This is a genomic window from Verticiella alkaliphila (genome assembly GCF_018904615.1).
Lineage (GTDB): Bacteria > Pseudomonadota > Gammaproteobacteria > Burkholderiales > Burkholderiaceae_B > Verticiella > Verticiella alkaliphila.
The window spans coordinates 1-22,102 of record NZ_JADCNH010000016.1; the positions used below are offsets into that span (position 1 = coordinate 1).

The 22,102-nt window shown below is 66.1% G+C and carries 22 protein-coding genes and 1 pseudogene; 6 read left to right on the forward strand and 17 right to left on the reverse strand.

Annotated features, from left to right (window positions below; translation table 11 throughout):
- The 6 genes and pseudogenes from IMZ29_RS11910 to panD form a co-directional block, all read right to left on the reverse strand.
- The coding region (locus tag IMZ29_RS11910) for a TrbG/VirB9 family P-type conjugative transfer protein (protein WP_216184010.1) at nt 1-465 on the reverse strand (465 nt) is incomplete at its 3' end.
- Nucleotides 466-599: 134 nt separating this feature from the next.
- Nucleotides 600-1,374: pseudogene (gene ugpQ / locus IMZ29_RS11915) on the reverse strand (glycerophosphodiester phosphodiesterase).
- Nucleotides 1,371-2,657, reverse strand: a complete 1,287-nt coding sequence (locus tag IMZ29_RS11920; protein WP_216184012.1) for an extracellular solute-binding protein — start codon at nt 2,655-2,657, stop codon at nt 1,371-1,373. The pseudogene ugpQ and the gene IMZ29_RS11920 overlap by 4 nt, the downstream one beginning before the upstream one ends.
- Nucleotides 2,658-2,780: 123 nt before the next feature.
- On the reverse strand, nt 2,781-4,040 hold the full coding sequence (locus tag IMZ29_RS11925; protein WP_216184014.1) for a D-amino acid dehydrogenase: 1,260 nt from the start codon (nt 4,038-4,040) through the stop codon (nt 2,781-2,783).
- Nucleotides 4,041-4,207: 167 nt separating this feature from the next.
- Nucleotides 4,208-5,251 (reverse strand): CDP-6-deoxy-delta-3,4-glucoseen reductase, encoded by a 1,044-nt coding sequence (locus IMZ29_RS11930; RefSeq protein ID WP_216184016.1) that lies wholly within the window; start codon nt 5,249-5,251, stop codon nt 4,208-4,210.
- Between the two features lie 33 nt (nt 5,252-5,284).
- Nucleotides 5,285-5,641 carry an aspartate 1-decarboxylase gene (panD, locus tag IMZ29_RS11935; RefSeq protein ID WP_216184019.1) on the reverse strand — a complete coding sequence of 119 codons (357 nt, stop codon included), beginning with the start codon at nt 5,639-5,641 and terminating at the stop codon, nt 5,285-5,287.
- A 180-nt stretch (nt 5,642-5,821) separates the two neighbouring features.
- Between panD and sugE the strand changes: the two genes are divergently transcribed.
- Nucleotides 5,822-6,139, forward strand: coding sequence for a quaternary ammonium compound efflux SMR transporter SugE (sugE, locus tag IMZ29_RS11940; RefSeq protein ID WP_216184021.1), 318 nt, complete (start codon nt 5,822-5,824; stop codon nt 6,137-6,139).
- Between the two features lie 75 nt (nt 6,140-6,214).
- Here sugE and thpD read toward each other — a convergent pair whose 3' ends face one another.
- The 8 genes from thpD to IMZ29_RS11980 form a co-directional block, all read right to left on the reverse strand.
- Nucleotides 6,215-7,138 carry an ectoine hydroxylase gene (thpD, locus tag IMZ29_RS11945; protein WP_216184022.1) on the reverse strand — a complete coding sequence of 308 codons (924 nt, stop codon included), beginning with the start codon at nt 7,136-7,138 and terminating at the stop codon, nt 6,215-6,217.
- Nucleotides 7,138-7,548: an ectoine synthase gene (locus IMZ29_RS11950; RefSeq protein WP_216184023.1), complete on the reverse strand. Its 411-nt coding sequence runs from the start codon at nt 7,546-7,548 to the stop codon at nt 7,138-7,140. The genes thpD and IMZ29_RS11950 overlap by 1 nt, the downstream gene beginning before the upstream one ends.
- 15 nt (nt 7,549-7,563) lie before the next feature.
- Entirely contained in the window at nt 7,564-8,874 is a 1,311-nt protein-coding gene (ectB, locus tag IMZ29_RS11955) for a diaminobutyrate--2-oxoglutarate transaminase (protein WP_216184024.1), read from the reverse strand.
- A 73-nt stretch (nt 8,875-8,947) separates the two neighbouring features.
- Nucleotides 8,948-9,469: a diaminobutyrate acetyltransferase gene (gene ectA, locus IMZ29_RS11960; RefSeq protein WP_253207070.1), complete on the reverse strand. Its 522-nt coding sequence runs from the start codon at nt 9,467-9,469 to the stop codon at nt 8,948-8,950.
- Entirely contained in the window at nt 9,466-9,999 is a 534-nt protein-coding gene (locus IMZ29_RS11965) for a MarR family winged helix-turn-helix transcriptional regulator (RefSeq protein WP_216184026.1), read from the reverse strand. Before IMZ29_RS11965 ends, ectA begins: the two co-directional genes overlap by 4 nt.
- A gap of 426 nt (nt 10,000-10,425) precedes the next feature.
- Nucleotides 10,426-11,103, reverse strand: coding sequence for a helix-turn-helix transcriptional regulator (locus IMZ29_RS11970; protein WP_216184028.1), 678 nt, complete (start codon nt 11,101-11,103; stop codon nt 10,426-10,428).
- 43 nt (nt 11,104-11,146) lie between these two features.
- Entirely contained in the window at nt 11,147-13,240 is a 2,094-nt protein-coding gene (locus IMZ29_RS11975; protein ID WP_216184030.1) for an acyltransferase family protein, read from the reverse strand.
- Between the two features lie 334 nt (nt 13,241-13,574).
- A complete protein-coding gene (locus IMZ29_RS11980) occupies nt 13,575-14,939 on the reverse strand; it encodes an aminotransferase-like domain-containing protein (RefSeq protein WP_253207075.1) in 1,365 nt (454 codons plus the stop codon).
- A 232-nt stretch (nt 14,940-15,171) separates the two neighbouring features.
- Between IMZ29_RS11980 and IMZ29_RS11985 the strand changes: the two genes are divergently transcribed.
- The 5 genes from IMZ29_RS11985 to IMZ29_RS12005 all read left to right on the forward strand — a co-directional run bounded on the left by IMZ29_RS11985 (nt 15,172) and on the right by IMZ29_RS12005 (nt 18,779).
- Nucleotides 15,172-15,768 (forward strand): LysE family translocator, encoded by a 597-nt coding sequence (locus IMZ29_RS11985; protein ID WP_253207071.1) that lies wholly within the window; start codon nt 15,172-15,174, stop codon nt 15,766-15,768.
- Between the two features lie 61 nt (nt 15,769-15,829).
- The gene (locus tag IMZ29_RS11990) at nt 15,830-16,648 is read left to right on the forward strand and encodes an alpha/beta fold hydrolase (RefSeq protein ID WP_216184035.1); all 819 of its coding nucleotides are present in this window, start codon (nt 15,830-15,832) and stop codon (nt 16,646-16,648) included.
- A 12-nt stretch (nt 16,649-16,660) separates the two neighbouring features.
- Nucleotides 16,661-17,527 (forward strand): DMT family transporter, encoded by an 867-nt coding sequence (locus IMZ29_RS11995; protein WP_216184037.1) that lies wholly within the window; start codon nt 16,661-16,663, stop codon nt 17,525-17,527.
- Nucleotides 17,524-18,231, forward strand: a complete 708-nt coding sequence (locus IMZ29_RS12000) for an MFS transporter (protein WP_216184039.1) — start codon at nt 17,524-17,526, stop codon at nt 18,229-18,231. Before IMZ29_RS11995 ends, IMZ29_RS12000 begins: the two co-directional genes overlap by 4 nt.
- A gap of 14 nt (nt 18,232-18,245) precedes the next feature.
- Nucleotides 18,246-18,779, forward strand: coding sequence for an MFS transporter (locus IMZ29_RS12005; RefSeq protein ID WP_216184041.1), 534 nt, complete (start codon nt 18,246-18,248; stop codon nt 18,777-18,779).
- On the opposite strand, the gene IMZ29_RS12010 is transcribed toward IMZ29_RS12005, so the two are convergent.
- Genes IMZ29_RS12010 through IMZ29_RS12020 form a run of 3 tightly spaced genes read right to left on the reverse strand, consistent with a single transcriptional unit; the run spans nt 18,757 to nt 22,101 of the window.
- Nucleotides 18,757-19,077, reverse strand: coding sequence for a DUF2818 family protein (locus tag IMZ29_RS12010; protein WP_216184043.1), 321 nt, complete (start codon nt 19,075-19,077; stop codon nt 18,757-18,759). The genes IMZ29_RS12005 and IMZ29_RS12010 overlap by 23 nt on opposite strands.
- Nucleotides 19,078-19,091: 14 nt before the next feature.
- Nucleotides 19,092-20,579: an NADH-quinone oxidoreductase subunit NuoN gene (gene nuoN, locus IMZ29_RS12015; RefSeq protein WP_216184045.1), complete on the reverse strand. Its 1,488-nt coding sequence runs from the start codon at nt 20,577-20,579 to the stop codon at nt 19,092-19,094.
- Nucleotides 20,580-20,613: 34 nt separating this feature from the next.
- Nucleotides 20,614-22,101, reverse strand: a complete 1,488-nt coding sequence (locus IMZ29_RS12020) for an NADH-quinone oxidoreductase subunit M (protein WP_216184047.1) — start codon at nt 22,099-22,101, stop codon at nt 20,614-20,616.
- Between the last annotated feature and the right edge of the window lies 1 nt (nt 22,102).

Sequence of the window (22,102 nt, forward strand, 5' to 3'; positions counted from 1 at the left end):
CGTGGCCGAATCCGGTGCCATGGCGAGCGCGCCGCTGCGCAGGGGCGACGGCGAGGGCGCAGGCAGCCACTGGGGCGACGGGGCGGCTTCGGTCGTGGCAATGCCGGACCGCGCCTGCGCGCCGGCATAGTCGACCTGAGCCTCGATATCGCCGATGCGCAGCACCAGACGCGGCGCCGTGCCAGTCAGCACGACATACGGACCTTGTTGCGTATAGGGCACCAGCCGCGACGCGCCGTCCGCCAGCGCGAACACCGCCGGCAAGGCCTGCCCCGCGTTGAACTGCAACCAGGTCGATTGCCCGTCGTCGAACACCTGCAACGGGGCCACGCGCCGGTCGCCGGAGAGCCGATAGGCGAAATCGTAGCCGGGTGCCGCAGCCGCCAGTGCCGCGCTGGCGGCTCCCAGGAGCGTCGCCACCATGAGCGCCGTGCGTGACGCGCGCTTGAACTGCCTGCCTGCCATGTCTCGTCCCCGATGCCGCGGCACTTGTCCGCCATGGCTGGCATGCTGCGCGCGTCAAGGCGCGCGCCTATATCGGAGAACACGTAAGGGGGAGGTTTTCACGCACCGCGGGCGCTGCGCGCGCCCGCGGTGCGTCAGGCGAAGTCGGCGGGAAAGAGATCGATGCGATCCGTGCAGATCCCATCGACGCCCCAGTCCAGGAGGACTCGGGCGCGTTCCGGCGCGTTGACGGTGTAGACCATGAGGCCATACATAGCCCTCGGCCTTGATCTCGGCCGCGAGTGCGGCCGTGAGGTGACGGTGGTTCGTGTGGATCGCCGTGCAGCCGAGGGACTCAGCCGTGGCCTGCCAGCCTCGCGGCACCTGGCTCCAGAGCATCGCTCGCGCGATATCGGGCGCTGCGAGCTTGGCCGTTCGCAGCGCGGCCTCGGAGAACGAGGAGAGCAAAGGTGCCGGCAACACGGCGTCTGCCGGCTTCGCCGCCCAGGCGCGCGCCGTATGCTCGGCGGTGACGCGCCCAGTGAGCGCCTCGAAGCCGGCCGCGGGCTTGATCTCCACGTTCATCCAGATGCCCTGGGCAATGAGCCAGTGCGCGATGTCTGCGAAGAGCGGCACCGGCTCGCCCGCGAATGCCGGGTCGAGCCAGGCGCCCGCGTCCATGCGCACCAGATTGGCCGACGGCGTGAGGGGCACCGCGCCCCGCCCCGGCACCGTGCGCCCGAACGCCTCGTCGTGCATGAGCACGGGGACCTCGTCGGCCGCCAACATGACGTCGAACTCGACGCCCTGCAGGCCACGCGCCTGCGCCGCGCGCATGCCGGCCAGGGTGTTCTCGGGCGCGAGCGTGCCGCCCCCGCGATGGGCGACGATGCGCGGATAGTGCCAACCGCGGGAGACGGCGTCGCTCATTTGCCGCCCATCGCCGCCGAGGCGCGGCGCACGGCATCGCCCTGCGCCTGCATGGGCGGCTTGTTGCCCTGGAGGATCGAGGCCATTTCCTCGTTCAGGATGGCCAGCACCTTCGGATACTGCGGCAGGCGGATGCCACGGCTGTTCTGGCCCGGGGTGTCGTCCATCAGGTCGACCATGGCCTTCGCGCCCGGAATCCGGTTGTAGAACGAGACGTCGGCAGCGCGGGCCGCAGCTTCAGTCATGGGCAGGTAGCCGGTGCTCTGGTGCCATTGGGCGGCCACGGCCGGCGTGGCCAGCCAGGCGACGAACTTGCCCATGGCCGCCTGCTCAGGCGCGGGATGACCCGACAGGGCCCACAGGGCCGAGCCGCCGATCAGCGGCATGCCGCCTTCCTTGCTCGCTTCCAGATAGCGCGGGATCGGCGCGATGCCAGCGGAAAAGCGCTTCGGATCCAGCTGGGCCCAGGCGCCGGTACCGCTCGTGAGGATGGCGCATTCACCGCGGGCGAACGGCGCGTCCGATTCGCTGTTCACACTGATCTGCGGAAAGAGGCTGCTCTTGACCCAGCTCTTCATGAGCGCCATGTGACGCACGTGCAGCAGCCCGTTCACGAGCAGCTCGGCGCGACCGCTGTCCATGCCGTTGTTGCGCGTGGCGAACGGCTGGTTGTTCGAGGCCGCGAGGTTCTCCTGGTGGATCCACACCATGTCGCTCGTGGCGTACGGGCAGGCGACGCCCGACTTCTGCAGGGCGATCAGCTGACCTTGCAGCTCCTGCCACGTGCGCGCCGGCGCGTCCGGATTGAGCCCGGCCTTCTTGAAGAGATCCCGGTTGTAGAACATCACCGGGGCCTCGGCCATCAGCGGCAGCGCGAGCAGACGCCCACGGCTGTCACGCACGTAGCTCGTGGTCTGAGGCAGGAACCACTGCAGATCGCGCACCGGATGCTTGGCGAGCAACTCGTGCATCGGCATTACGCGGTTGTCCTTGGCCACGCCTTCAGGATTGTGATAATCCGGCAGCTGCACGAAGTGCGGTGCGCGCTTGTCACGGATGGCCTGCGCGACGCCCGTCTCCATGGCTTCGAAGGACGGGGCCACGGAGAGCTCGACGGCAACGTCGGACTGGCTCTTGTTGTACTGCGCGACGAAGGCCTCGAAGATCGCCGCATGCGCGGGATCCATGGCGTGCCAGACTTGAATCTTCTGGGCGGCCGCCGACGCGGTGCCGCCCACGAGCGCAACCGCCAGGGCGGCAACGCATTGCTTCCATGCTTTCACGGTATCTCCTGATAACCCAGAACTACGGCATTGTCCCGCCGTGTGGCGGCGGATCGACGTTGAGAAAAAACGAAGGTTGGTGAGGTGCGACGCCGGCCAGGGGCCGGCACGGGGCGCGGCCCGTCAGTATCCGATGAAGGGAAAATCCGGTTCCGGACGACGGCCGGCAACGATGTCGGCGATGACGCGGCCCGAGCCCGCGCCCATCGTCCAGCCCAGCGTGCCATGCCCCGTGTTCAGAAAGAGATTGCCGATGCGCGAGCGCCCGACCAGCGGCACGCTGGACGGTGTGGACGGACGCAGCCCGGACCAGTAATTGGGGGTGGTCAGATCGACGACGCCCTCGGGGAAGAGTTCAGCGGCGATACTGGCCAGCGCCTCGCAGCGCACGGTATTCAACGCGCGCGAATAGCCCGAGAGCTCGGCCGTGCCGGCCAGGCGCAGGCGATCGCCCAGACGCGAGACCACGACCTTGCGCGAGCTGTCGGTGAGACTGACTTCGGGCGCGCGCGCGGGATCGAGGATGCGAAACGTGGCGGAATAGCCCTTGGCGGGATAGACAGGGCACGGGACACCGAGGGGACGCAGCACGTCGGGCGAGAAGGCGCCCATCGCGACGACGAAGGCATCCCCGAGCACGCGGGTGTAGCGGCCATCCGGTTCGATGACCTCGGCTGCCCAGACGCGGCCGCCTTCGGCGAGCAGGCGGGTGACGCGGGTGTCGAAGCGAAAGTCGACGCCGGCGGACTCGGCGCGCTGCGCGAGCTGCGTCGTGAACTGGTGGACGTCGCCACTCTCGTCATCGGCCGTGTAGTCGCCGCCCACGATGCGATGACGGCTGGGCGCAAGCGCGGGCTCGATGGCCACGGCTTCCTCGGCCGACACGATGCGCCGATCCACGCCCATGTCCCGCATCAGGCTGGCCGCGCGTTGGGCGGTCTCGAACTCGGACTGTCGCCGATAGAAGGTGAGGATGCCGCGCTGGAGCTGGTCGTACTGGATGCCGAGTGACTCGCGCATGCCATGCAGGGTGCGGCGACTGTATTCGGCCATGGCCACCATGGCCCGGATGTTCGGCGCCAGGCGCGAAGGCAGGCATTCCCGGAGGAAGGAAAGGCCCCACTGCCATTGGCGCCAGTCGGCCTGGGGCCGAAAGAGCAAGGGCGAGTCGTCGCGCATCATCCATTGGAGCAGGCGCCACGGTGCGTGCGGATTGGCCCAGGGCTCGGCATACGACACGGAAATCTGGCCACCGTTGGCGAAGCTCGTCTCCCGGGCGGGGCCGGCACAACGGTCGATGACCGTCACCTCATGACCGTCCTGGCGCAGCCACCAGGCGCTGCTGGTGCCGATGATGCCGCTCCCCAGAACCACAACCTTCATGCTTGCTCCTGTCCGGCCGGGGCCAGCCGTTCAGGCCCCGCGACGCCGGGGCTTCGGGTGCGCGCGCCGCGCACGGCCAGAACGCCCGCTGGCGGGCAGTGTAGCGCGGAATCCGGGGCGCATTCCAACGCAAATTGTGTCTGTCACACGGGTGCCGCAGAACGCTGTCAGGCACGTTGCGCAGCGTCGGCTTCCGTGGTGAAGGCGTCGGCGAAGAAGGACTCGCCGGACAGCCCGCAGCGACCCGTGAAATCCGTCCGTGCGGCCTCGACCATCGCGGGCGCGCCACAGGCATAGACCTGGTGTCCGGACAGATCGGGCAGATCGGCAATGACAGCCTCGTGCACCCACCCGGTGCGACCCTGCCAGCCGTCCTCGGGCAACGCATCGGAGACGACAGGCACGTAGGAGAACCCGGGCAGGGCCTGCTCCCAGCTGCGCGCCAGGGCATCGAGATACAGATCGCGCGGCCGGCGGCCGCCCCAGTACAGGACGGTGCGCCGATGAATGCCCACGTGGATCATGTGCTCGACCATCGCCTTGATCGGGGCGAAGCCCGTGCCGCTTGCGAGCAGCACGATGGGCTGCTCGGTGTCCTCGCGCAGGAAGAACGAACCGAGCGGCGCTTCGCAGCGCAGGATCTCGCGCACCTTCAGCGCCGGCTCGGCCTGGCCGAACACGCGATCCGTGAACGCGCCACCCGGCAGGTGACGCAGATGCAGTTCGACCGAGCCCTCCACGTGCGGCGCGCTGGCCATCGAATAGGCTCGGCGCCGGCCATCCTTCAGGATGAACTCCAGATATTGGCCCGCATTGAAGACGAAGCGCTGATTGGCCGGCAACTGCAAGGTGACGCGCATGACATCGTGCGCAAGCGGCGCGATCTCCTGCACCCGCACCGGCATCTTGCGGATTTCGATGCCGTCCATGCCCTGCACCACGCGCGCCTCGACCGTGACGTCGGACTCCGGCGTCGTGCAGCACAGCAGGGCGAAGCCCTGCGCCGCGTCGTCCGCATGCAGGCTGCCCGGCTGGTGCGGGCCCTGCACGAACTCACCATCGACCACGCGCGCCTTGCAGGATGAGCATGCACCGTTCTTGCAGCTGTAGGGCAGTGTCACCCCGGCGGCCAGGGCGGCATCGAGGATGCTCTCGCCTGGGGCGGCATAGAACTGGTGATTGGACGGCAGGACGGTGATGCGATGGCTCATGAGGCAGCAGTACGGGCAGTGATTCCGGCAGGCTTACCGGATTTCCTTGATGCGATTGGCGTCGTCGACGAGGATGACCTTGGGCTTGTAGGTCTCGATCTCGGTCTCGGTCATCGGCGCGTACGTGCAGATGATGAGGTAATCGCCCAGATGAGCGCGACGTGCGGCCGCGCCATTGAGCGAAATCTCGCCGCTGCCCCGGGGCGCGGTGATGATGTAGGTCGAGAAGCGCTCGCCGTTGTTCACGTTGTACAGCTCGATCTTCTCGAAGGGCTTCATGTCGGCCGCGTCGAGCAGATCCTGGTCGATGCCGCAGGAACCTTCGTAGTTCAGGTCGGCTTGGGTGACCGTGACACGGTGCAGCTTGGCACGCAGCATCACACGTTGCATAAGGGTGGCTCCAAGGGGCGCGGCGCCGTTGCCGCAGGATGGCCGGGATGTCCCGACCGAAAGAGAATGATTTTATAATTTTTGCCTTTGACGCGCCGGGACGACCCGGCGCCCGCGGCCTGTGGAAGGGCCAAGGCCGTCAAGCCGGGGACGACCCCACCTGTCTCCCTGGAGTCTTTCATGCATTGGATCATTCTCTTTCTGGCCGGGCTCTTCGAAGTGGCATGGGCCGTCGGGCTCAAGTACACCTACGGCTTCACCCGGCTCGTGCCCACCGTGTTCACCATCAGCGGGATGGTCGTGAGCTTCTGGCTGCTGTCGATGGCCATGAAGGTGCTGCCTCTGGGCACCGCCTACGCGATCTGGACAGGCATCGGCGCCGTGGGCGCCTTCATCGCCGGGATCTTCCTGTTCCAGGAGGCCGTGACGCCGATGCGCGTGATCAGCGTGGCCCTCATCATCACGGGCCTCATCGGGCTGAAGCTGAGTTCGGCCTGAACGTGACGAAGGGCGCAACGCGATCTGCGCTGCGCCCTTCGCTACACCCCCCGCGCCAGGCGAGGGCCTGCCCGATCAACCGCGCATGCGCGTCGGTGCCAATGGCTTGATCGCTTCGAACTTCTTGCGCGTGGCAATGAATTCCGGACGCGGCGTGAGGCCGAACTTCGGTGCGCCCAGCGTGTTCTCCATGCTGTTGTAGACCATGAAGACGTTGGCGCGCGGCCACGGCGTGATGTTGCCGTTCGACCCGTGCATCGTGTTGCAATCAAAAAACACGACCGAGCCCGCCTTGCCCGTGATGGAGCGAATACCGCCCTGCTCCACCAGCAATTGCAGGCTCACCGGATCCGGCACGCCGTATTCCTGCTTGCGCAGCGAATCCTTGTAGTGATCGTCCGGCGTCTCGCCAATGCACGAGATGAACTGACGATGCGAGCCAGGCACCACCATCAACGGGCCGTTCTCCGGGCGGTTGTCCGTGAGCAGCACCGAGCAGCTGATGGCGCGCATGGCGGGCATGCCGTCTTCCACGTGCCAGGTCTCGAAATCCGAGTGCCAGTAGAACTCCTTGCCCTTGAAGCCAGGCTTCAGGTTGGCACGGGACTGGTGGATGTAGACCTCGGAGCCCAGGATCTGTCGGGCGATGTCGGCCAGCCGAGCGTCGCTCGCGAGCCGGCCCAGGATCGGGCTGATCTCGTGAACCTTGAACACCGAGCGCACGACGTCGCTGCCGGGCTCGCGGATCGCTTCCTCGCGCTGGCGAATGGCCGGGTCCGTCGACATGCGCTCGACTTCACGCAGCAGCGCCGCGGTCTCCTGCTCGGAGAAAAACTCCGGCAGGAAGAGGAAGCCGTCGCGATCGAAATCTGCGATCTGTTCGCTCGAGGCTCCGGCGGCGTACTTCCCGTCACCATGAATGACGGGATCCTGACGGGCGATGATGGCCGCGCCGCGGTCAGAGCGCGACGCGTAGATATCCTTGGCGGGGGTAATCATCAGGCGACCTCCTTGACGTCTTCTTCCAGGTCGGCGGGATACACGCCCTTCTCGTCGTGCACTTCCCGCCCCGACAGCGGCGGATTGAACACGCAGATCACCCGCAGCGGCGTCTTGCCGCCACGCAGCCAGTGTTCATCGTGCTGGTCCAGGGCGTAGACCACGCCTGGGCCGAGAGCGTACTTCTTGCCATCGGCAATGGTCTCGATCTCGCCATCGCCCTCGACGCACCACACCGCCTCCAGATGGTTCTGGTAGTGGATGTGCGTTTCCGTGCCGGGATGAATGATGGTCTCGTGGAACGAGAAGCCCATGCCATCTTTCTTGAGCAGCACGCGGCGGCTGGTCCAGGTATCCGTACGGATCTCGTCCTGGGTTCCGATGACGTCCTTCACATTACGTACGATCATGGGTCTGCTTTCTCCTTAGCGATTGCCGAACTTCAGCACGCGAGCGCTGCTCGCTGGGGAGGCCTTCTCGGCGGCCAGCACCTCGGCCACGCAACGGTCGATGATCTCGAGACCGCGCTTGAGCTGGGTGTCGTCGATGGTCAGGGCCGGCAGAAGCTTCAGCACTTCGTCGTTGGCGCCCGAGGTCTCGATCACCAAGCCTTGCTCGAAGGCCTTGGCCGCCACCTTGCCGGCAAAGCTGTGGTCCTGGCTCACCAGGCCCTGCATCAGCCCGCGGCCACGCACGCTGAGGCCGGCGCCCGGATAGCTCTGGACGATGTTCTCCAGGCAATCCCGCGCGATGCGTTCCTTGCGCTGCACGTCGCTCGCGAAGGCGGAGTGCGTCCAGTAGTTGTCCAGGGCGGCCGTGGCGGTGACGAAGGCCAGGTTGTTGCCGCGGAACGTGCCGGTGTGGGCGCCCGGCTTCCAGACGTCGAGTTCCGGCTTCATCAGCACCAGCGACATCGGCAGGCCAAAGCCGGACAGCGACTTGGACAGCGTGATAATGTCCGGCTGGATGCCGGCCGGCTCGAAGCTGAAGAAGCTGCCGGTACGGCCGCAACCTGCCTGGATGTCGTCGACGATGAGCAGCATGTCGTTGGCATGGCACACGCGCTGCAGTTCCTTCAGCCAGCGCAGCGACGCCACGTTGATGCCGCCTTCGCCCTGCACCGTCTCAACGATCACCGCAGCGGGCTTGTCCAGGCCGCTCGACTTGTCCTCGAGCATGCGCTCCAGGTAGACGATGGTGTCGACGTCAGGACCGAAGTAGCCGTCATACGGCATGAAGACCGTGTTGGCATGCGACACGCCAGCAGCTTCGCGATACTTCGAATTGGCCGTGACAGCCAGCGAGCCACCGCTCAGGCCATGGAAGCCGTGCGTGAACGAGATGATGTTCGAACGGCCCTTGACTTGGCGGGCGAGCTTGAGAGCAGCTTCGACAGCGTTGGTGCCGGTCGGGCCCGTGAACTGCAGCGTGTACTTCCAGTTGCGCGGCTTCAGGAGCACGCGCTCGAAGGTCTCCAGGAAGGTGCGCTTGGCGCCGGTGGCCATGTCCAGGCCATGGACGATGCCATCTTCCTCGAGATACTCGACCAGCTTCTGCTTGAAGATGGGGTTGTTGTGACCGTAGTTGAGCGTTCCCGCCCCGGCGAAGAAATCGATGTATTCGCGACCGGTTTCGTCCACGAGGGTGGAACCGCGCGCCTGCTTGAACACGACCGGGAAGGAGCGGATGTAACCGCGCACTTCGGATTCCAGGCGATCAAAAATTTTCAGATCCATCTCTATCTTCTCCCTTATGGCCCAGGGAAACATTTGGGCCGCTCCCTGGGGTCAGGGAGCGACACGAATGCCTCTAGTGGAACGGGCCGATTCTGAGTAGTTTCTCGTCTTCGTGATCCGACCCCGAACCGAACATGGACTTGTCGAACAAGTCCTGCTCGGTCAGGTCGGTCTCCAGATCCTTGGCCAGGCGCGCAAACATGCCACGCGACGGGCCATTGGACGGCGAGACCGTGGTCTCGAGAAAGCGGACATGTCGCGATACCGGCCGCAAGAGCAGGTGGCGCAACATGGAGAGGCCGAGCCCGCAACCACGGGCATCAGCGTGAACAGCGACCTGCCACACGAAGAACGTGTCCGTCGCAGACGGCGGCAGATAGCCGGAAATGAAGCCCACCACCTTGCCATCGCGCTCGGCGACGACACAGGTCGACGCAAAGTGGTGGCACAGGAGCAGGTAGGCGTACGTCGAGTTCACATCGAGCGGCGGCGACTGGCGGATCAGTTCCGCCACGGCAGCCCCGTCCTCGGTACGTGGCTCGCGCAGGGTGATGTCGACCCCCGCGCCATGAGACTTGTGCGCAGGCTGAGTCATACGGCCAACCCCGATTCCGCAGCCGTCACGTCGCCATGCGGCACATCCAACAAGGCCGGGTGAGCATCCTGGCTTGCGCTCGGCGCGCGGCGCTCGACCAAGTCCACGATGCGCTCGAGCGACAACGTGATCGTGGCCCGCTCCAGCTCGGGCAACTCGTTGAGCGCTTCGGACAATGTCTTCTGCAGCGGCGACGGCGCGTCGTTGGCCAGCTTCACGCCAGCTTCCGTCGCAGACACGAACACCGTGCGGCGATCTTCGCGCCCGCGCTCGCGGCGCACCAGACCCTTCTCTTCCAGGCGATCGAGAATGCCGACGACCGTACTGGCACTGACGTGGATCTCGCGGCTGATCGCCGTGGCCGTCATCGGCCCGCCGGCGATCACCGTATGCAGACACACGAGCTGAGGCGCCGTGATGTGGCTGCAGGCCGCCAACTGCTTGGAATGCAGCGCAATGGCCCGGGTGATGCGGCGCAGTGCCCGAAGGATGCGCAGATCGTACTGCTCGGAAAGAGGCGTGTTGTTCATGGGAAAACCTTGGCTCGACAAGTGGCCGACGAATGGATCGACAAGGTCGATTTTCGCCGCTCTCGGCCCGGATTTCATGGCTTCGAAGATGCGTTCAAATGAATTAATTTCTACTGCAATCATATTCACTGAAGCCGATTGCGTCAACCGGCTGGGCCTTGGCTCGGGATTACCCCAGGATGAAACCCTTCAAGCAAGTGGCGGGCCTGGATCAGAATAGCCAAGTGAAAAATCCACTTATTTTTGCCGATTCAATAACTTAACTCGTGTCGAGCGCCTGTTATGGTTGAGTGACTTTGGCATCGAAGGCAGAAATTTCCTACCGAGATCATGTCAACTGAAAACATTGCAGGTCATTTCAATGTCGCGCAAGACGAAGACGTGCGGGCGCGCGCAGTCGTGAGAAGCGGGCTCAAAACAAGGTGATCAGAGGACGGCGCGACCGCCCCGGCGCTCAGCCGGGCGTGATGCGATAGGCGCAGCGCGCGTCGCCGGCCTGGAGATGTTCGAGACGAGACACCGCGCGGGCGCCAGCAGATCCGCGAACGTGGCGAGTTCGCTGTCGCAGAACGCTTGACAGGCCTGGGCCGCCGAGCAGATCGGGCAGTGGTGCTCGATCAACAGGAAACTGCCGTCGGCCTCGACGCGGTAATCGCAGAGATACCCGTCCTCGGTGCGCAAACCCGCCAGCGCCGCCACGCGAGATTCCAATGAGATGCAGGCGGAAAGGCAGGCGCGGTATCGCCGACGGATCTCGCGATCCCGGGCATCCACGAGGGTGACCACGGCGGCCTCGCCCAGCGCAGCGCGTACGGAGTGCAGCAAGCCAACGGCAAGCCCTGCGTGACCGTCCGGGAAGCGCTGGTGGCCGAGATCTGTGAGCGTCCAGCCGAGCGTCGGGCGCCCTACCCCGGCCCGTAGCGCGCGAGACTGGACGAGGCCATCCCGGCGCAACCGGGCCAGTTGCTGCCGCGCACCCTCGCCCGAGATACCCAGCCACGTCGCCAGCTCGGCCGTCGCCTGCTCCCCGGCTGTCTTGAGCCGAAGCAGGAGGCGCTGGGCGGTGCCAGAAGGCGCGGACGAGTGGGCGAGCGAGTGACGCATTCCCTTAGTCTGCCAGGGTTCGCGGCTTGGCGGAACTGTCGGGCTAGAGCGACGGTGCCGGTTTGCCCGGATTGGCGAGGCCTTTGAGAAATCCCTTGAACGCGTCAACGACGAGTTCATTGCCGTAGCCGCTGATGTGATCGCCATCCAGAAACAGCGGCCGGCCGTCCCGCATGGCATGGCATTCGGGGCCTTCGGGGCAAAGCACGGGGAACGGATCCCAAATCGCGGCCCCGGGTACCCCGTCGGTGACGGACGCCATGGCAGCCATCACCGGCTCACGCCACTTGAGCAATTGATCCCGGTCGATGCTCAGGCCATCCGCACAGATGGCGTTGGTGGCGTTATAGGCGTGAACGCAACGCATCGGGGGCGACCTGAAGATAGGCTTGGGGGCCTCGAACACCACCAGCGCCCCTGTCTGGCGAAGCGCTCGCACCACCTCGACAGCCTCTCGCGCCGCCGCATCGCGCCGCTCGGCGAAGGCAGGCGACAACAGGTCTCGCTCGAAGCCGGCAAGGGGAAAATTCATCCACTGGTCCGTCAGACGCGGCAAGCGCAAGCTCGGCAGAAAGATCACGTCACCGGGGCGGGCGGTGGCCAGCATGTCCTCGATGGCCACCCTGGCGTGGCCTTGGCAATGCGCACTGTCTTCGCGCCAGGGCTGCAGGCTGAGAAAGGGACAACCCCCGTTGATATACACCGAGACCTCAGCGCCCGTGTCGAGGACATAGCGCCGGAACAGTGCCTCGTAACTCATCGCGTGCGAGTCGCCGATGGCCAGGATGCGGCGCGGGGCTTGTGCGTCTTCGCGGCACCCATGCGCACGGAAATCGACCCGCCTGTCCAGCGACAGGAGATGAATCTCGGCATGCACTTCGCAGCCCGGCTGCGCCTGACTCGCATGGCTGCCGTACGGATACCAGTCGTGCGGTGCGCGCGCCAACGCCGTGATCGACAGCGAGGACTGCTTGTTCTGGATGAGGCTGGCAAGCCCCGCGCCGCCGATCAGCATGCCCACCCCAACGATCACGATGGCGATTTGCGGCACGCGGCGCGTCATGGCCAACGTGCGCATAGGCGTCTCCACCCACCGGTACGACGCGGCGGCCAGCAGCAGCGACAGCGATGCCGCAGCGAAGCGCATGACAGGCATATCCAGCCCGACCGTCCATCGGAACAGCACGAACACCGGCCAATGCCACAAGTACAGCGAATAGGAGATGCGGCCCGCGAACAGCATGGGTCTGTTCGTGAGCGCGCGCACCAGCCAGTGGCCGCTCGGCGTGCCATGCAGACCGGCCAGCACCGCCAGCGCGCCGGCGACGACCAGCAGGCCGCCCGGGAAGGGGAAGGTTTGCGCACGTGAGGTCGCCAGGGCCACGGCGAGCGCGACCAGACCCGCACTTGCAACGGCCCCGCCCCATCGCCACGGCGCGGGCGTGGCCACGTCGAAGCGGCGGCCCGCCATCGCCATCGCCTGGTAGAGCAGCACCCCCGCCCCCAACTGCCAGAAGCGACTGGTGATCATGTAGTAGGCCGACGTCCGATCGATCTGGCCCGGCCACGCCGCCCACCCTAGAGACAGGATGACCGCCAGGGCGAAGAGGCCCATACTCAGGCGCGGCCGGCGATGCCGACCGATCCACGCGATGAAGAGCAGCGGAAAGACGAGGTAGAACTGCTCTTCCACGCCAAGCGACCACGTGTGCGTGTAAGGATTGAACTCGCTGATCGGTGAGAAGTAGTCGTTCTGCGTGCGCGCCAGGATGAAGTTACTCAATCCAAAGAACGCGTACAGCCCCGTGAGCGGTGCCGTATGGCTCAGCCACACGGCGGGGATCAGTATGGCGCTGGCCAGTGCCGTCGTGAGCAGGCAGACCAACAGGGCCGGCCCGATGCGGCGCAGTCGACGGGCATAGAACGACGCAAGGAAGCTTGGCAACCCCATGTCTCGTCTGGCGCCAACCGACGCACTGACGATAAAGCCCGAGATGACGAAGAAGATGTCTACCCCGGCGAATCCGCCCGGCAGCCAGGCGCCGTTCAGGTGGTAGACGAAGACAGCGAGAACTGCGATGGCGCGCAACCCATCGATGTAGGGGAAGTACGCGATGGGCGATCGTTGGGAATCCATGACTCGGGCAGCATCGACGGGAATCGCCACGACACGGCTCGACGGTGCGATCCTTGACGTGCGCAAGGGCCCGGATCTTACTGGGATTGCCGAGATCAAAAGACCCCACAATGCGGGGCTTGGTCCTGGAAAATCGCTCGCCCCAAACGGCCAGTCACGCAGCCATAACGACACTGGACATCAACTAACGCTGGATGTTTGGTCAACCCCGATCAAACCCCGGCCCGCTGCTGAGATGCCCTTGCGCCGAGCGATCTTTAACGTGATCTGTACCTACAATAAAAGTCACGTTTTGTTGCAAAAATTCTGGCTCGCAATGACCTTGCCAGCGGGCTCAGTCGACACGCCCGCGCGCCTTGGCAGCGCTGTCGGGCGGCGGGCCGAGCAAGGCGCGCAGTGTCCGTCCGGACGCCGCGTCATCGACGATCGCCACCGAAAACCGCATCAAGGTTGAATCACGCTGATCCGGTGAGAAGAGGCTGCCCGGGGCCAGGATGAGGCCTTGTTCAGCGGCGGCCAGGGCGAGCGGTTGCGTATCCCGCCCACAGTCGCCCCACACGAAGAAGCCGGCGTGCGGCGCGTGATGCACGCGCACGCCCAGGGATGCGAGCAGCTTCAGGCAGCGTTCGCGCGCGTCGTCCACGCGAAGGCGCACGCGCTCGACATGTCGGCGGTACTGGCCATCGGCCAGGATGCGGTGGACCACGCGCTCGCCCAGTTCCGGCGTGGTGAGCCCCGTGAGCATCTTCAGATCCGTGAGCGGCTGCACGAGTTCGGGGGGCGCCGCGATGAAGCCCACCCGAAGGCTGGCGGCCAGCATCTTGGAAAAGCCGCTCACGTAGATCACCCGGCGCAAGCCGTCCAGCGCAGCCAGGCGGATCGCCCCGCCCGGATGCAGGTCGCCATAAGTGTCGTCCTCCACCACCATGAACCCATAGGCCTCGGCGGCACGCAGCACCCCGTAGGCGCCCGCCGCCGACAAGGAGAACCCGGTGGGGTTGTGCACGGCGGCATTGATGATGAAGAGCTTGGGCTGATGCTCCTGCGCGAGCCGGCCGAGCGCCTCCAGGTCGGGCCCGTCCGGACCGCGCGGGACGCCCACGACGCGCGCGCCAAAGGCGGCCAGCCGGGCGAACATCAGAAACCACGCCGGGTCTTCGACAAGCACCGTATCGCCCGGCTGCACGAGGTGCCGCAGGATGAGATCCAGACCTTGCGTGACGCCTGCCGTGGTGACCAGGTGATGCGAGGGATGGGCCGGGATACCATCGGCCTGGAGCCGCGCGGCGATCTGCTGGCGCAGCGGCACGAAGCCGCGCGGATGGCCATAACCCAGCAAGCCGCCGCGTGCTGCACGCCCTACCGCGCGCACCGCCGCCGCCACCATGTCGGCATCGAGCCACTCCACGGGCAGCAGACCTGGCCCGCCCGGCGTGCCCACGGCGGCCTCGGAGAACATGCTGCGCAGCAACCAGCTCACTTCGACCCGGGCCGGCGCCGCCGGCTGCGGCATGGGCACCAGCGGTGGCGTGGGCCGGTGAGTGACGAAGAACCCGGCGCCGCGCCGGGATTCGACGAAGCCCGCCGCCACGAGCCGGTCATAGGCCTGCACGACGGTGAACCGGCTCACCCCCTCGGCCACGGCGAAGTCCCGGATGGACGCCAGCCGGGCACCGGCGCGCAACACCTGAGACTCCATCTGGCCAACCAGCTTTTGCGCAAGCCGGCCTGCCAGGGTGTGGTCGGTGAAGGCGGCAGACGAGGAAACCGAGCCGCCGGGCGGCGTGTACGGTCCCGATGCGGACAGTGTCATGGTGAATCTCCGGGCCAGAACCCGGCGGGATTCTGCAAAAGTGTACCGGTACTGTACTGCACAGTAGGCATAAAGTGTCAGCCAGATCTTCCCGATGTGTTTCTCGTCGAGTGCCCTCATGCCCGATTCGCTGCTGCTTCCCTTGATCGCTTTCACCTTCACCATGTCGGTGACGCCCGGCCCCAACAACGTCATGCTTACCGCCTCCGGCGTGAACTTCGGCTTTCGTCGCACCGTGCCTCACATGGTGGGCATCAGCACCGGCGTCGTGATCATGGTGCTCGCCATCGGCATGGGGTTGGGCACCGTCTTCCAGACTTGGCCGCAGGTGCACATCGTCATGAAGTACCTGGGGGCGGCGTATCTGCTCTATCTCGCCTGGCGTATTGCGGTGGCGGGTGGACCCGCCGGTGCCGCCGCGGGCGCGCGGCCGATGTCGCTGCTTGGGGCGGCGGCCTTCCAGTGGGTCAATCCCAAGGCCTGGATGATGGTCGTGGGGGCGGTGGCCGCCTTCGCCCCAGCGCAGGATTATTACCACCACGTCGCGCGCATCGCGCTGGTCATGGCCGTGGTCGGTCTGCCCACCATCGCGCTCTGGGCCGGTGCGGGCACCTTGCTGCGCGGATTGCTGCAGAATCCGCACGCCATGCGCAGCTTCAACATCGTCATGGCGCTGCTGCTCGTCGCCTCGCTGTATCCCGCGCTGAACGGGTGAACGCCCCCGAGAGGCGGCAGGGATGGGGCACAATGCGGGATTGTGCGGCCCCGCTGTGATCATGCGTTTCTCCCCCGACATTCCCTTGCGCTCTGCCATCGTCGATGGCACGGCGCTGCACTACCAGGAGGCTGGCGACGGCCCCGCCCTCCTCCTCGTCCATGGCTCGCTATGCGATTGCCGATACTGGCAGGCGCAGATCGGGCCATTCGCCCGCACCTATCGCGTGATCGCGCCGAGCCTTCGCCACTACTGGCCCGGCGGGCCGCAGGCCGACACGCCCTTCTCCATTGCCACCCACGCCGACGAGCTCGCCGCACTGCTCGCCGAGTTGCAGATCCCGCGCGCTCACGTGCTGGGCCACTCGCGGGGCGCGCGCGTGGCGCTCGCTCTCGCCTTGCAGCACCCGTCGCGCGTGGCCGGACTGGTCCTTGCCGATCCCTCGGCCCAATGGCGCGACGCCGCTGCCGCCCCGGTCAGCCCAGCGCTCGCGCAGGCGCGTGCGGCCCTGGATCGCGGTGACCCGGAGGCCGCGCTCGGTGGTTTCGTCGACGCGGTCAACGGTGCCAACACGTGGTCCCGGATGGTCGAGGGCTTCAAACGCATGGCCCGCGACAATGCGGGCACCCTGCCGCTGCAGGTGGTCGAGCCATCGGCGCCGCTCGACGCCGATGCCGTGAAGGCCCTGACTCAGGCCGTCCTGCTGGTGGGCGGCGCGCAGGGACCGGCGCGCTATGCACAGGCCCAGGACAAGCTGCAAGCGCTCCTGCCCGCCGCGCGGCGGGTGGTCATCGACGGCGCGGCGCACGGCATGAACCTCGCCAAGCCCCACAGCTTCAACACTGCCGTGCTCGACTTCCTGCGCGACCTGGCCACCTGAGGAACTCGCGTCATGTCCTCGCGTCGCGCCCTGACCGCCATCCACGTCGCGGCCGTGCTCTTTGGCCTGACCGGCGTCTTCGGTCATGCCATCCAGGCATCCCCGGAAGCCATCACGCTCGGACGCGCCGCCTTTGCGGTGATCGCCCTGGCGCTCGTCGCGCGCTGGCAAGGCTGGTCTCTCCTGGGTGGGCTCACGGTGCGCCGTGCCCTGGCCCTGGGTGGGTCCGGCGTCCTGCTCGCCGTGCACTGGGTCACCTTCTTCCAGGCCGTCAAGCTCGGAGGCGTGGCCGTGGCCACGCTGGGCTTTGCCAGCGTGCCGGCCTTCACCGTCATGCTCGAACGCGTGATCTATGGCGATCGCATCCAGCGCACCGAGCTTGGCCTGCTCGCGCTCGTCACCCTAGGCCTCATCCTGGTCGCGCCCACCTTCGATCTGCGAGATACCGCCACCGTCGGACTCGCCTGGGGTGTGCTTTCCGGCTTCTCGTTCGCTTTGCTCGCCATCGTCAATCGGTGGGCCGCGCGCGGGCTGCAAGCCCTGCAGGTGGCATGCTGGCAGAACGTGGCCGTCGCCGTTCTGCTGCTGCCCTTCGCTGGCAGTCAGGTGGGGCAGGTGGCGAACATCGACTGGTTCTGGCTCGCGTTGCTGGGGATCTTCTGCACCGGGCTGTCGCACTACCTCTTCGTGAGCAGCCTCGCCCGGATCAACGCCCGCACCGCCGGTATGGTCATCGCCCTCGAGCCGGTGTATGCCATCGCCTTCGCCTGGCTGCTCTTTGCCGACGTGCCGAGTGTGCGCATGCTGGCCGGCGCTGCCTGCATCCTGGGCGCAAGCGTGCTCACGACGCTACGACAACGGACGCCAAGGCACGCGTGAAGATCACGTCCGTGATCAAGGGCTCCACGCCCCCTGCGCTCCCCGCACAGGGCGTGGGCCTGGCCGTCTTCGCCACCTTCGCCCTGACCTATGTGCTCGCGTACGGCCTGCGCTCCGTCAATGCCACCCTCGCCCCGTACCTCACTGAGGATCTGCGTCTGTCGGCGGCCGGCCTGGGTGGATTGTCCGCGGCGTATTTCATCGCTTTCGCTGCATTGCAGCTGCCGCTGGGGCACTGGCTGGATCGCTACGGTGCGCGCCGCGTCGAAGCCATGCTGCTCGTGATCGCGGCGGTCGGCGCGTTACTGATGGCGTTGGGCCGCGACATCACCGTCGCGACGGCAGGACGTCTGTGCATCGGGATCGGCGTCTCGGCCTGCCTCATGGCGCCCTACACGTACTTCCGTCGGTGCTGCACCCCCGAACGGCAGGCCAGGCTCAGCCAGTGGATGCTGGTGGCAGGCACGACGGGGGCGGTGCTCGCCACCCTGCCCACCGGCGCCATGGCCGAGTGGCTGGGCTGGCGAGGCGTCTTCGGGACCATCGCGGTGTTGCTGCTGGGCTCAGCCGTGGCGGTCTATCGGCTCGTGCCGGATCATGATCTGGCCGCCATGACACGGCGCCCGAGACGCCATCGGCCGCTCGCACGACCGGTCTCTGGCGTCACCCGCACATCCTGCCCCTGCTGCCGCTCGGCCTCCTGAGCAACGGCGGGGTCATGGCCATCCAGACGCTCTGGGCAGGCCCCTACCTGACGGAAGTGCTGGGCCTGGACAATACCCACATGGCCCACATGCTGCTTGCCATCATGTTGACGCTCATGGCGTCGTACGTGGCGCTGAGCTTTCTGAGTGGCTGGCTGCATCGGCGCTTCACGCTCGTGCAGATGGGCGTGGCAGGCCACGTGGCAAGCATTCCCCTGATCGTCGCGATCGCGTTCCTGCCCTGGCGCGAGGCCGCATGGCTCTGGCTGCTCCTGGTGATGACGGTGCCGCTGATGTCGCTCGTGCAGCCGGGCCTTGCGGTGCTCTTTCCCCGCAGCATCGCCGGGCGCGTGCTGACGCTCTACAACCTTTTCATCTTTCTCGGCGCCTTCCTGATGCAGTGGGGCATCGGGCTGGTCGTGGAAGCCCTGCAAGCCCAGGGCGTGGCGCGTGCGCTGTCCTACCAGATGGCGCTAGGCGGCCTGGCGACGGTGCAGATGGGATGTCTGGCGTGGTGGGGGGTATTCAGGCGCCGCGACGGCGCATGAGATAGCGCCACACGAAGCCGGGATAGGCACACACGAGGAAGACGGCCAGGGTGATGGCATAGAACTGCCAGCCCTGCGCGAAACGATTGCCCAGCTGGGACTCGAACGCGAAGCCGATCGCGATGACGATGGCGTAGAAGACCAGGACTTCCCCCACGCGAAGCCAGAACGACTTCACCTGGGGGACGCCTGCGCGCCGCCACGGAACCAGACCCATCACTCGCTCGGAAACGAAGGGGATGTTGGCAGCGATCGCCATCAACCCGATCAGAACGACGATGGCGAGCGTCTGATTCATGCGGCGCGGTTTCCTTAGAAGATCGAGACGACAGCCGCCAGGCACAAGGCCATGAGCGGACCGGGCACCACACCCAGCACCACGGTGAGCAGGCCGTTGGCCGAGAGCACACCGCGGGAGACGCCACCCGCTTCGATGGGGGCCGCAGCGTCTGCCGTGGTCGGCTCATCGAAGTAGGCGAACTTGACCACGCGCAGGTAGTAGAACGCACCGATCAGCGAGAGCAGCACGGCCGCCACGGCCAGCCAGTAGTAGCCGGAGTCGACCAGCACGCTCAGCACGACCAGCTTGGCCTGGAAGCCCACCGTGGGCGGCAGACCGGCCAGGGAGAACATCATGATAAGCAGCAGCAGCGCGAACCAGGGGCTGCGCCGGTTCAGGCCCTTCAGATCGTCCAGGTTGTCCGCCTCGAAGCCATTGGCGCGCGAGAGCAGCAGGATGACGCCGAAGGTGCCGAGCGTGGTCATGACGTAGGTCACGACATAGAACATGGCCATGCCGAAGGCTTCGTGGCGGCTCGCGGCATCCGTGCCGGACATGAGGCCCAGCAGGATGAAGCCCATCTGCGCGATGGTCGAGTACGCCAGCATGCGCTTGAAGCTCGTCTGCATGATGGCGGCGAGGTTGCCCACCAGCAGCGAAAGCACGGCGAGCACGGCCATCATCGACTGCCAGTGCGGAGCGAGCATGGGCAGGGCTTCGCCCAGGATGCGCACGGTGATGGCAAACGTAGCGAGCTTGGGCGCGGCACCCAGCAGCAGCGTCACGGGCGTCGGCGCACCGTGGTAGACGTCCGGCACCCACATGTGGAACGGCACCACGCCGAGCTTGAAGGCCAGACCCGACACGATGAAGACGAGGCCGAAGACCAGCACGAGCTCACGATCGGCAGGCACGCCCTGCGCGAGCGCAGCGGCCACGCCAGCGATCGACAGGCTGCCCGTCGCGCCGTACAGCATGGACATGCCATACAGCAGGAAGCCCGTGGCGAGCGCGCCCAGCACGAAGTACTTCATGGCGGCTTCGGTGGCCTGCGTGTGATCGCGGCGCAGGGCCACGAGCGCATACAGCGCGAGCGACATGAGTTCCAGGCCGAGGAAGATCGTGACCATGCTGCCGGCCGAGATCATGACCATCTGGCCCAGCGTGCTCAAGAGCGCGAGCACATAGAGCTCGCCACCGCGCGAGACCATGTCGCGGGCTTCGGCGTACGCGCGGCCGTAGACGAGCGTGACCATGCCGGCGAGGTAGGTGAAGATCTTCAGCACGTGCGAGAAGCCATCGGCCACGTACAGACCGTGGAAGGTCGCGCCCGCGACGCCGTTGGACCACTGCATCGCCGAGACGACGATGAGCACGGCGAACGTGAGTTGCGTGAGCCCGTACGTGATGGCGCGGTTGGCCGACCGCGCGAAGGCATCCACCACGAGGATGCCGCAGGCCGCGACCAGCAGCAGGATCTCGGGCGCTGCCAGGGCGAAGTTGAGGTTAATGTCTTGCATAGTCGGCTACAGGATCGGTTGGTCGGTGTCAGGCTTACAGCTTGGACACAGCGATGTGTTCCAGCAGAGCCTGCACCGACACGTGCATCACGTCGGTGAAGGGCTTGGGGTACACGCCCATGTACAGCGTGGCCAGGGCGAGCACGCCCAGGATCGCGAACTCACGGGTGTTGATGTCCGAGAGACCGCGCACGTGGTCGTTGGTGATCTCGCCAAAGAACACGCGCTTGACCATCCACAGCGAGTAGCTCGCCGCGAGGATGAGCGACGTGGCCGCCAGGAGACCGATCCAGAAGTTGTACTCGACCGCGCCAAGGATGACCATGAACTCGCCCACGAAACCGCTGGTGGCCGGCAGGCCGCTGTTGGCCATCGCAAAGAGCACGGCGAAGGCGGCAAAGCGCGGCATCACGTTGATCACGCCACCGTAGTCGGCGATGTTGCGCGTGTGCATGCGGTCATAGAGCACGCCAATGCAGAAGAACATCGCGCCCGACACGAAGCCGTGGGAGATCATCTGCACGATCGCGCCTTCGACGCCGGCCGTGTTGAAGATGAAGAAGCCCAGCGTCACGAAGCCCATGTGCGCCACGGACGAATAGGCCACGAGCTTCTTCATGTCGCTCTGCACGATCGCGACCAGACCGATGTAGATCACGGCCACGAGCGAGAGCGAGATCATCAGCCAGGACAGCGACTGCGAGGCATCCGGGGCGATCGGCAGCGAGAAGCGCAGGAAGCCATAGGCGCCGAGCTTCAACATGATCGCGGCCAGCACGATCGAGCCGCCCGTGGGCGCCTGCACGTGGGCGTCCGGCAGCCAGGTGTGCACCGGCCACATCGGTACCTTCACGGCGAAGGCCATGAGCAGCGCGAGGAAGATCAGCACCTGCGGGGTGTAGCCCAGCTGGACGTTGTGCCAGGTAGCGATGTCGAAGCTGCCGCCCGAGACGTTCCAGAGGTACACGAAGGCCACGAGCGTGAGCAGCGAGCCCAGCAGCGTATACAGGAAGAACTTGAAGGCCGCGTAGACGCGATCCGCCCCACCCCACACGCCGATGATGATGTACATCGGGATCAGCGTGGCTTCGAAGAAGATGTAGAAGAGTAGACCGTCGAGCGCCGCGAACACGCCGATCATCAGACCGGAGAGCACGAGGAAAGCACCCATGTACTGGGCCACGCGGCTCGTGATGACTTCCCAGCCGGCGGCGATCACGATCACCGTGATGAACGCGGTGAGGATCACGAACCAGAGGGAGATCCCGTCCACGCCCAGGTGGTAGTGCACGGCGAGCGGCGCGATCCACAGCGCCTTCTCGACGAACTGCATGTCGGCCGTGCTGGCATCGAACCCGGTGTAGAGCGGGATCGTGACCGCGAGCCCGAGCAGCGCACCGATCATCGCCAGCTTGCGGGTGAAGCCGGGATTCTCGTCGCTACCCAGGAACATCGTGACGAAACCGAAGACGATCGGCACGAAGATCGCAAGCGAGAGCCACGGAAAAGAGGATTGCACCATT

Coding starts and splice junctions, on each gene's coding strand:
- IMZ29_RS11925 (WP_216184014.1), bottom strand. CDS start 4,040: ATGAAGGTTGTGGTTCTGGGGAGCGGCATCATCGGCACCAGCAGCGCC.
- IMZ29_RS11930 (WP_216184016.1), bottom strand. CDS start 5,251: ATGAGCCATCGCATCACCGTCCTGCCGTCCAATCACCAGTTCTATGCC.
- panD (WP_216184019.1), bottom strand. CDS start 5,641: ATGCAACGTGTGATGCTGCGTGCCAAGCTGCACCGTGTCACGGTCACC.
- sugE (WP_216184021.1), top strand. CDS start 5,822: ATGCATTGGATCATTCTCTTTCTGGCCGGGCTCTTCGAAGTGGCATGG.
- thpD (WP_216184022.1), bottom strand. CDS start 7,138: ATGATTACCCCCGCCAAGGATATCTACGCGTCGCGCTCTGACCGCGGC.
- IMZ29_RS11950 (WP_216184023.1), bottom strand. CDS start 7,548: ATGATCGTACGTAATGTGAAGGACGTCATCGGAACCCAGGACGAGATC.
- ectB (WP_216184024.1), bottom strand. CDS start 8,874: ATGGATCTGAAAATTTTTGATCGCCTGGAATCCGAAGTGCGCGGTTAC.
- ectA (WP_253207070.1), bottom strand. CDS start 9,469: ATGACTCAGCCTGCGCACAAGTCTCATGGCGCGGGGGTCGACATCACC.
- IMZ29_RS11965 (WP_216184026.1), bottom strand. CDS start 9,999: ATGAACAACACGCCTCTTTCCGAGCAGTACGATCTGCGCATCCTTCGG.
- IMZ29_RS11970 (WP_216184028.1), bottom strand. CDS start 11,103: ATGCGTCACTCGCTCGCCCACTCGTCCGCGCCTTCTGGCACCGCCCAG.
- IMZ29_RS11975 (WP_216184030.1), bottom strand. CDS start 13,240: ATGGATTCCCAACGATCGCCCATCGCGTACTTCCCCTACATCGATGGG.
- IMZ29_RS11980 (WP_253207075.1), bottom strand. CDS start 14,939: ATGGAGTCTCAGGTGTTGCGCGCCGGTGCCCGGCTGGCGTCCATCCGG.
- IMZ29_RS11985 (WP_253207071.1), top strand. CDS start 15,172: ATGCCCGATTCGCTGCTGCTTCCCTTGATCGCTTTCACCTTCACCATG.
- IMZ29_RS11990 (WP_216184035.1), top strand. CDS start 15,830: ATGCGTTTCTCCCCCGACATTCCCTTGCGCTCTGCCATCGTCGATGGC.
- IMZ29_RS11995 (WP_216184037.1), top strand. CDS start 16,661: ATGTCCTCGCGTCGCGCCCTGACCGCCATCCACGTCGCGGCCGTGCTC.
- IMZ29_RS12005 (WP_216184041.1), top strand. CDS start 18,246: ATGGCCATCCAGACGCTCTGGGCAGGCCCCTACCTGACGGAAGTGCTG.
- IMZ29_RS12010 (WP_216184043.1), bottom strand. CDS start 19,077: ATGAATCAGACGCTCGCCATCGTCGTTCTGATCGGGTTGATGGCGATC.
- nuoN (WP_216184045.1), bottom strand. CDS start 20,579: ATGCAAGACATTAACCTCAACTTCGCCCTGGCAGCGCCCGAGATCCTG.
- IMZ29_RS12020 (WP_216184047.1), bottom strand. CDS start 22,101: ATGGTGCAATCCTCTTTTCCGTGGCTCTCGCTTGCGATCTTCGTGCCG.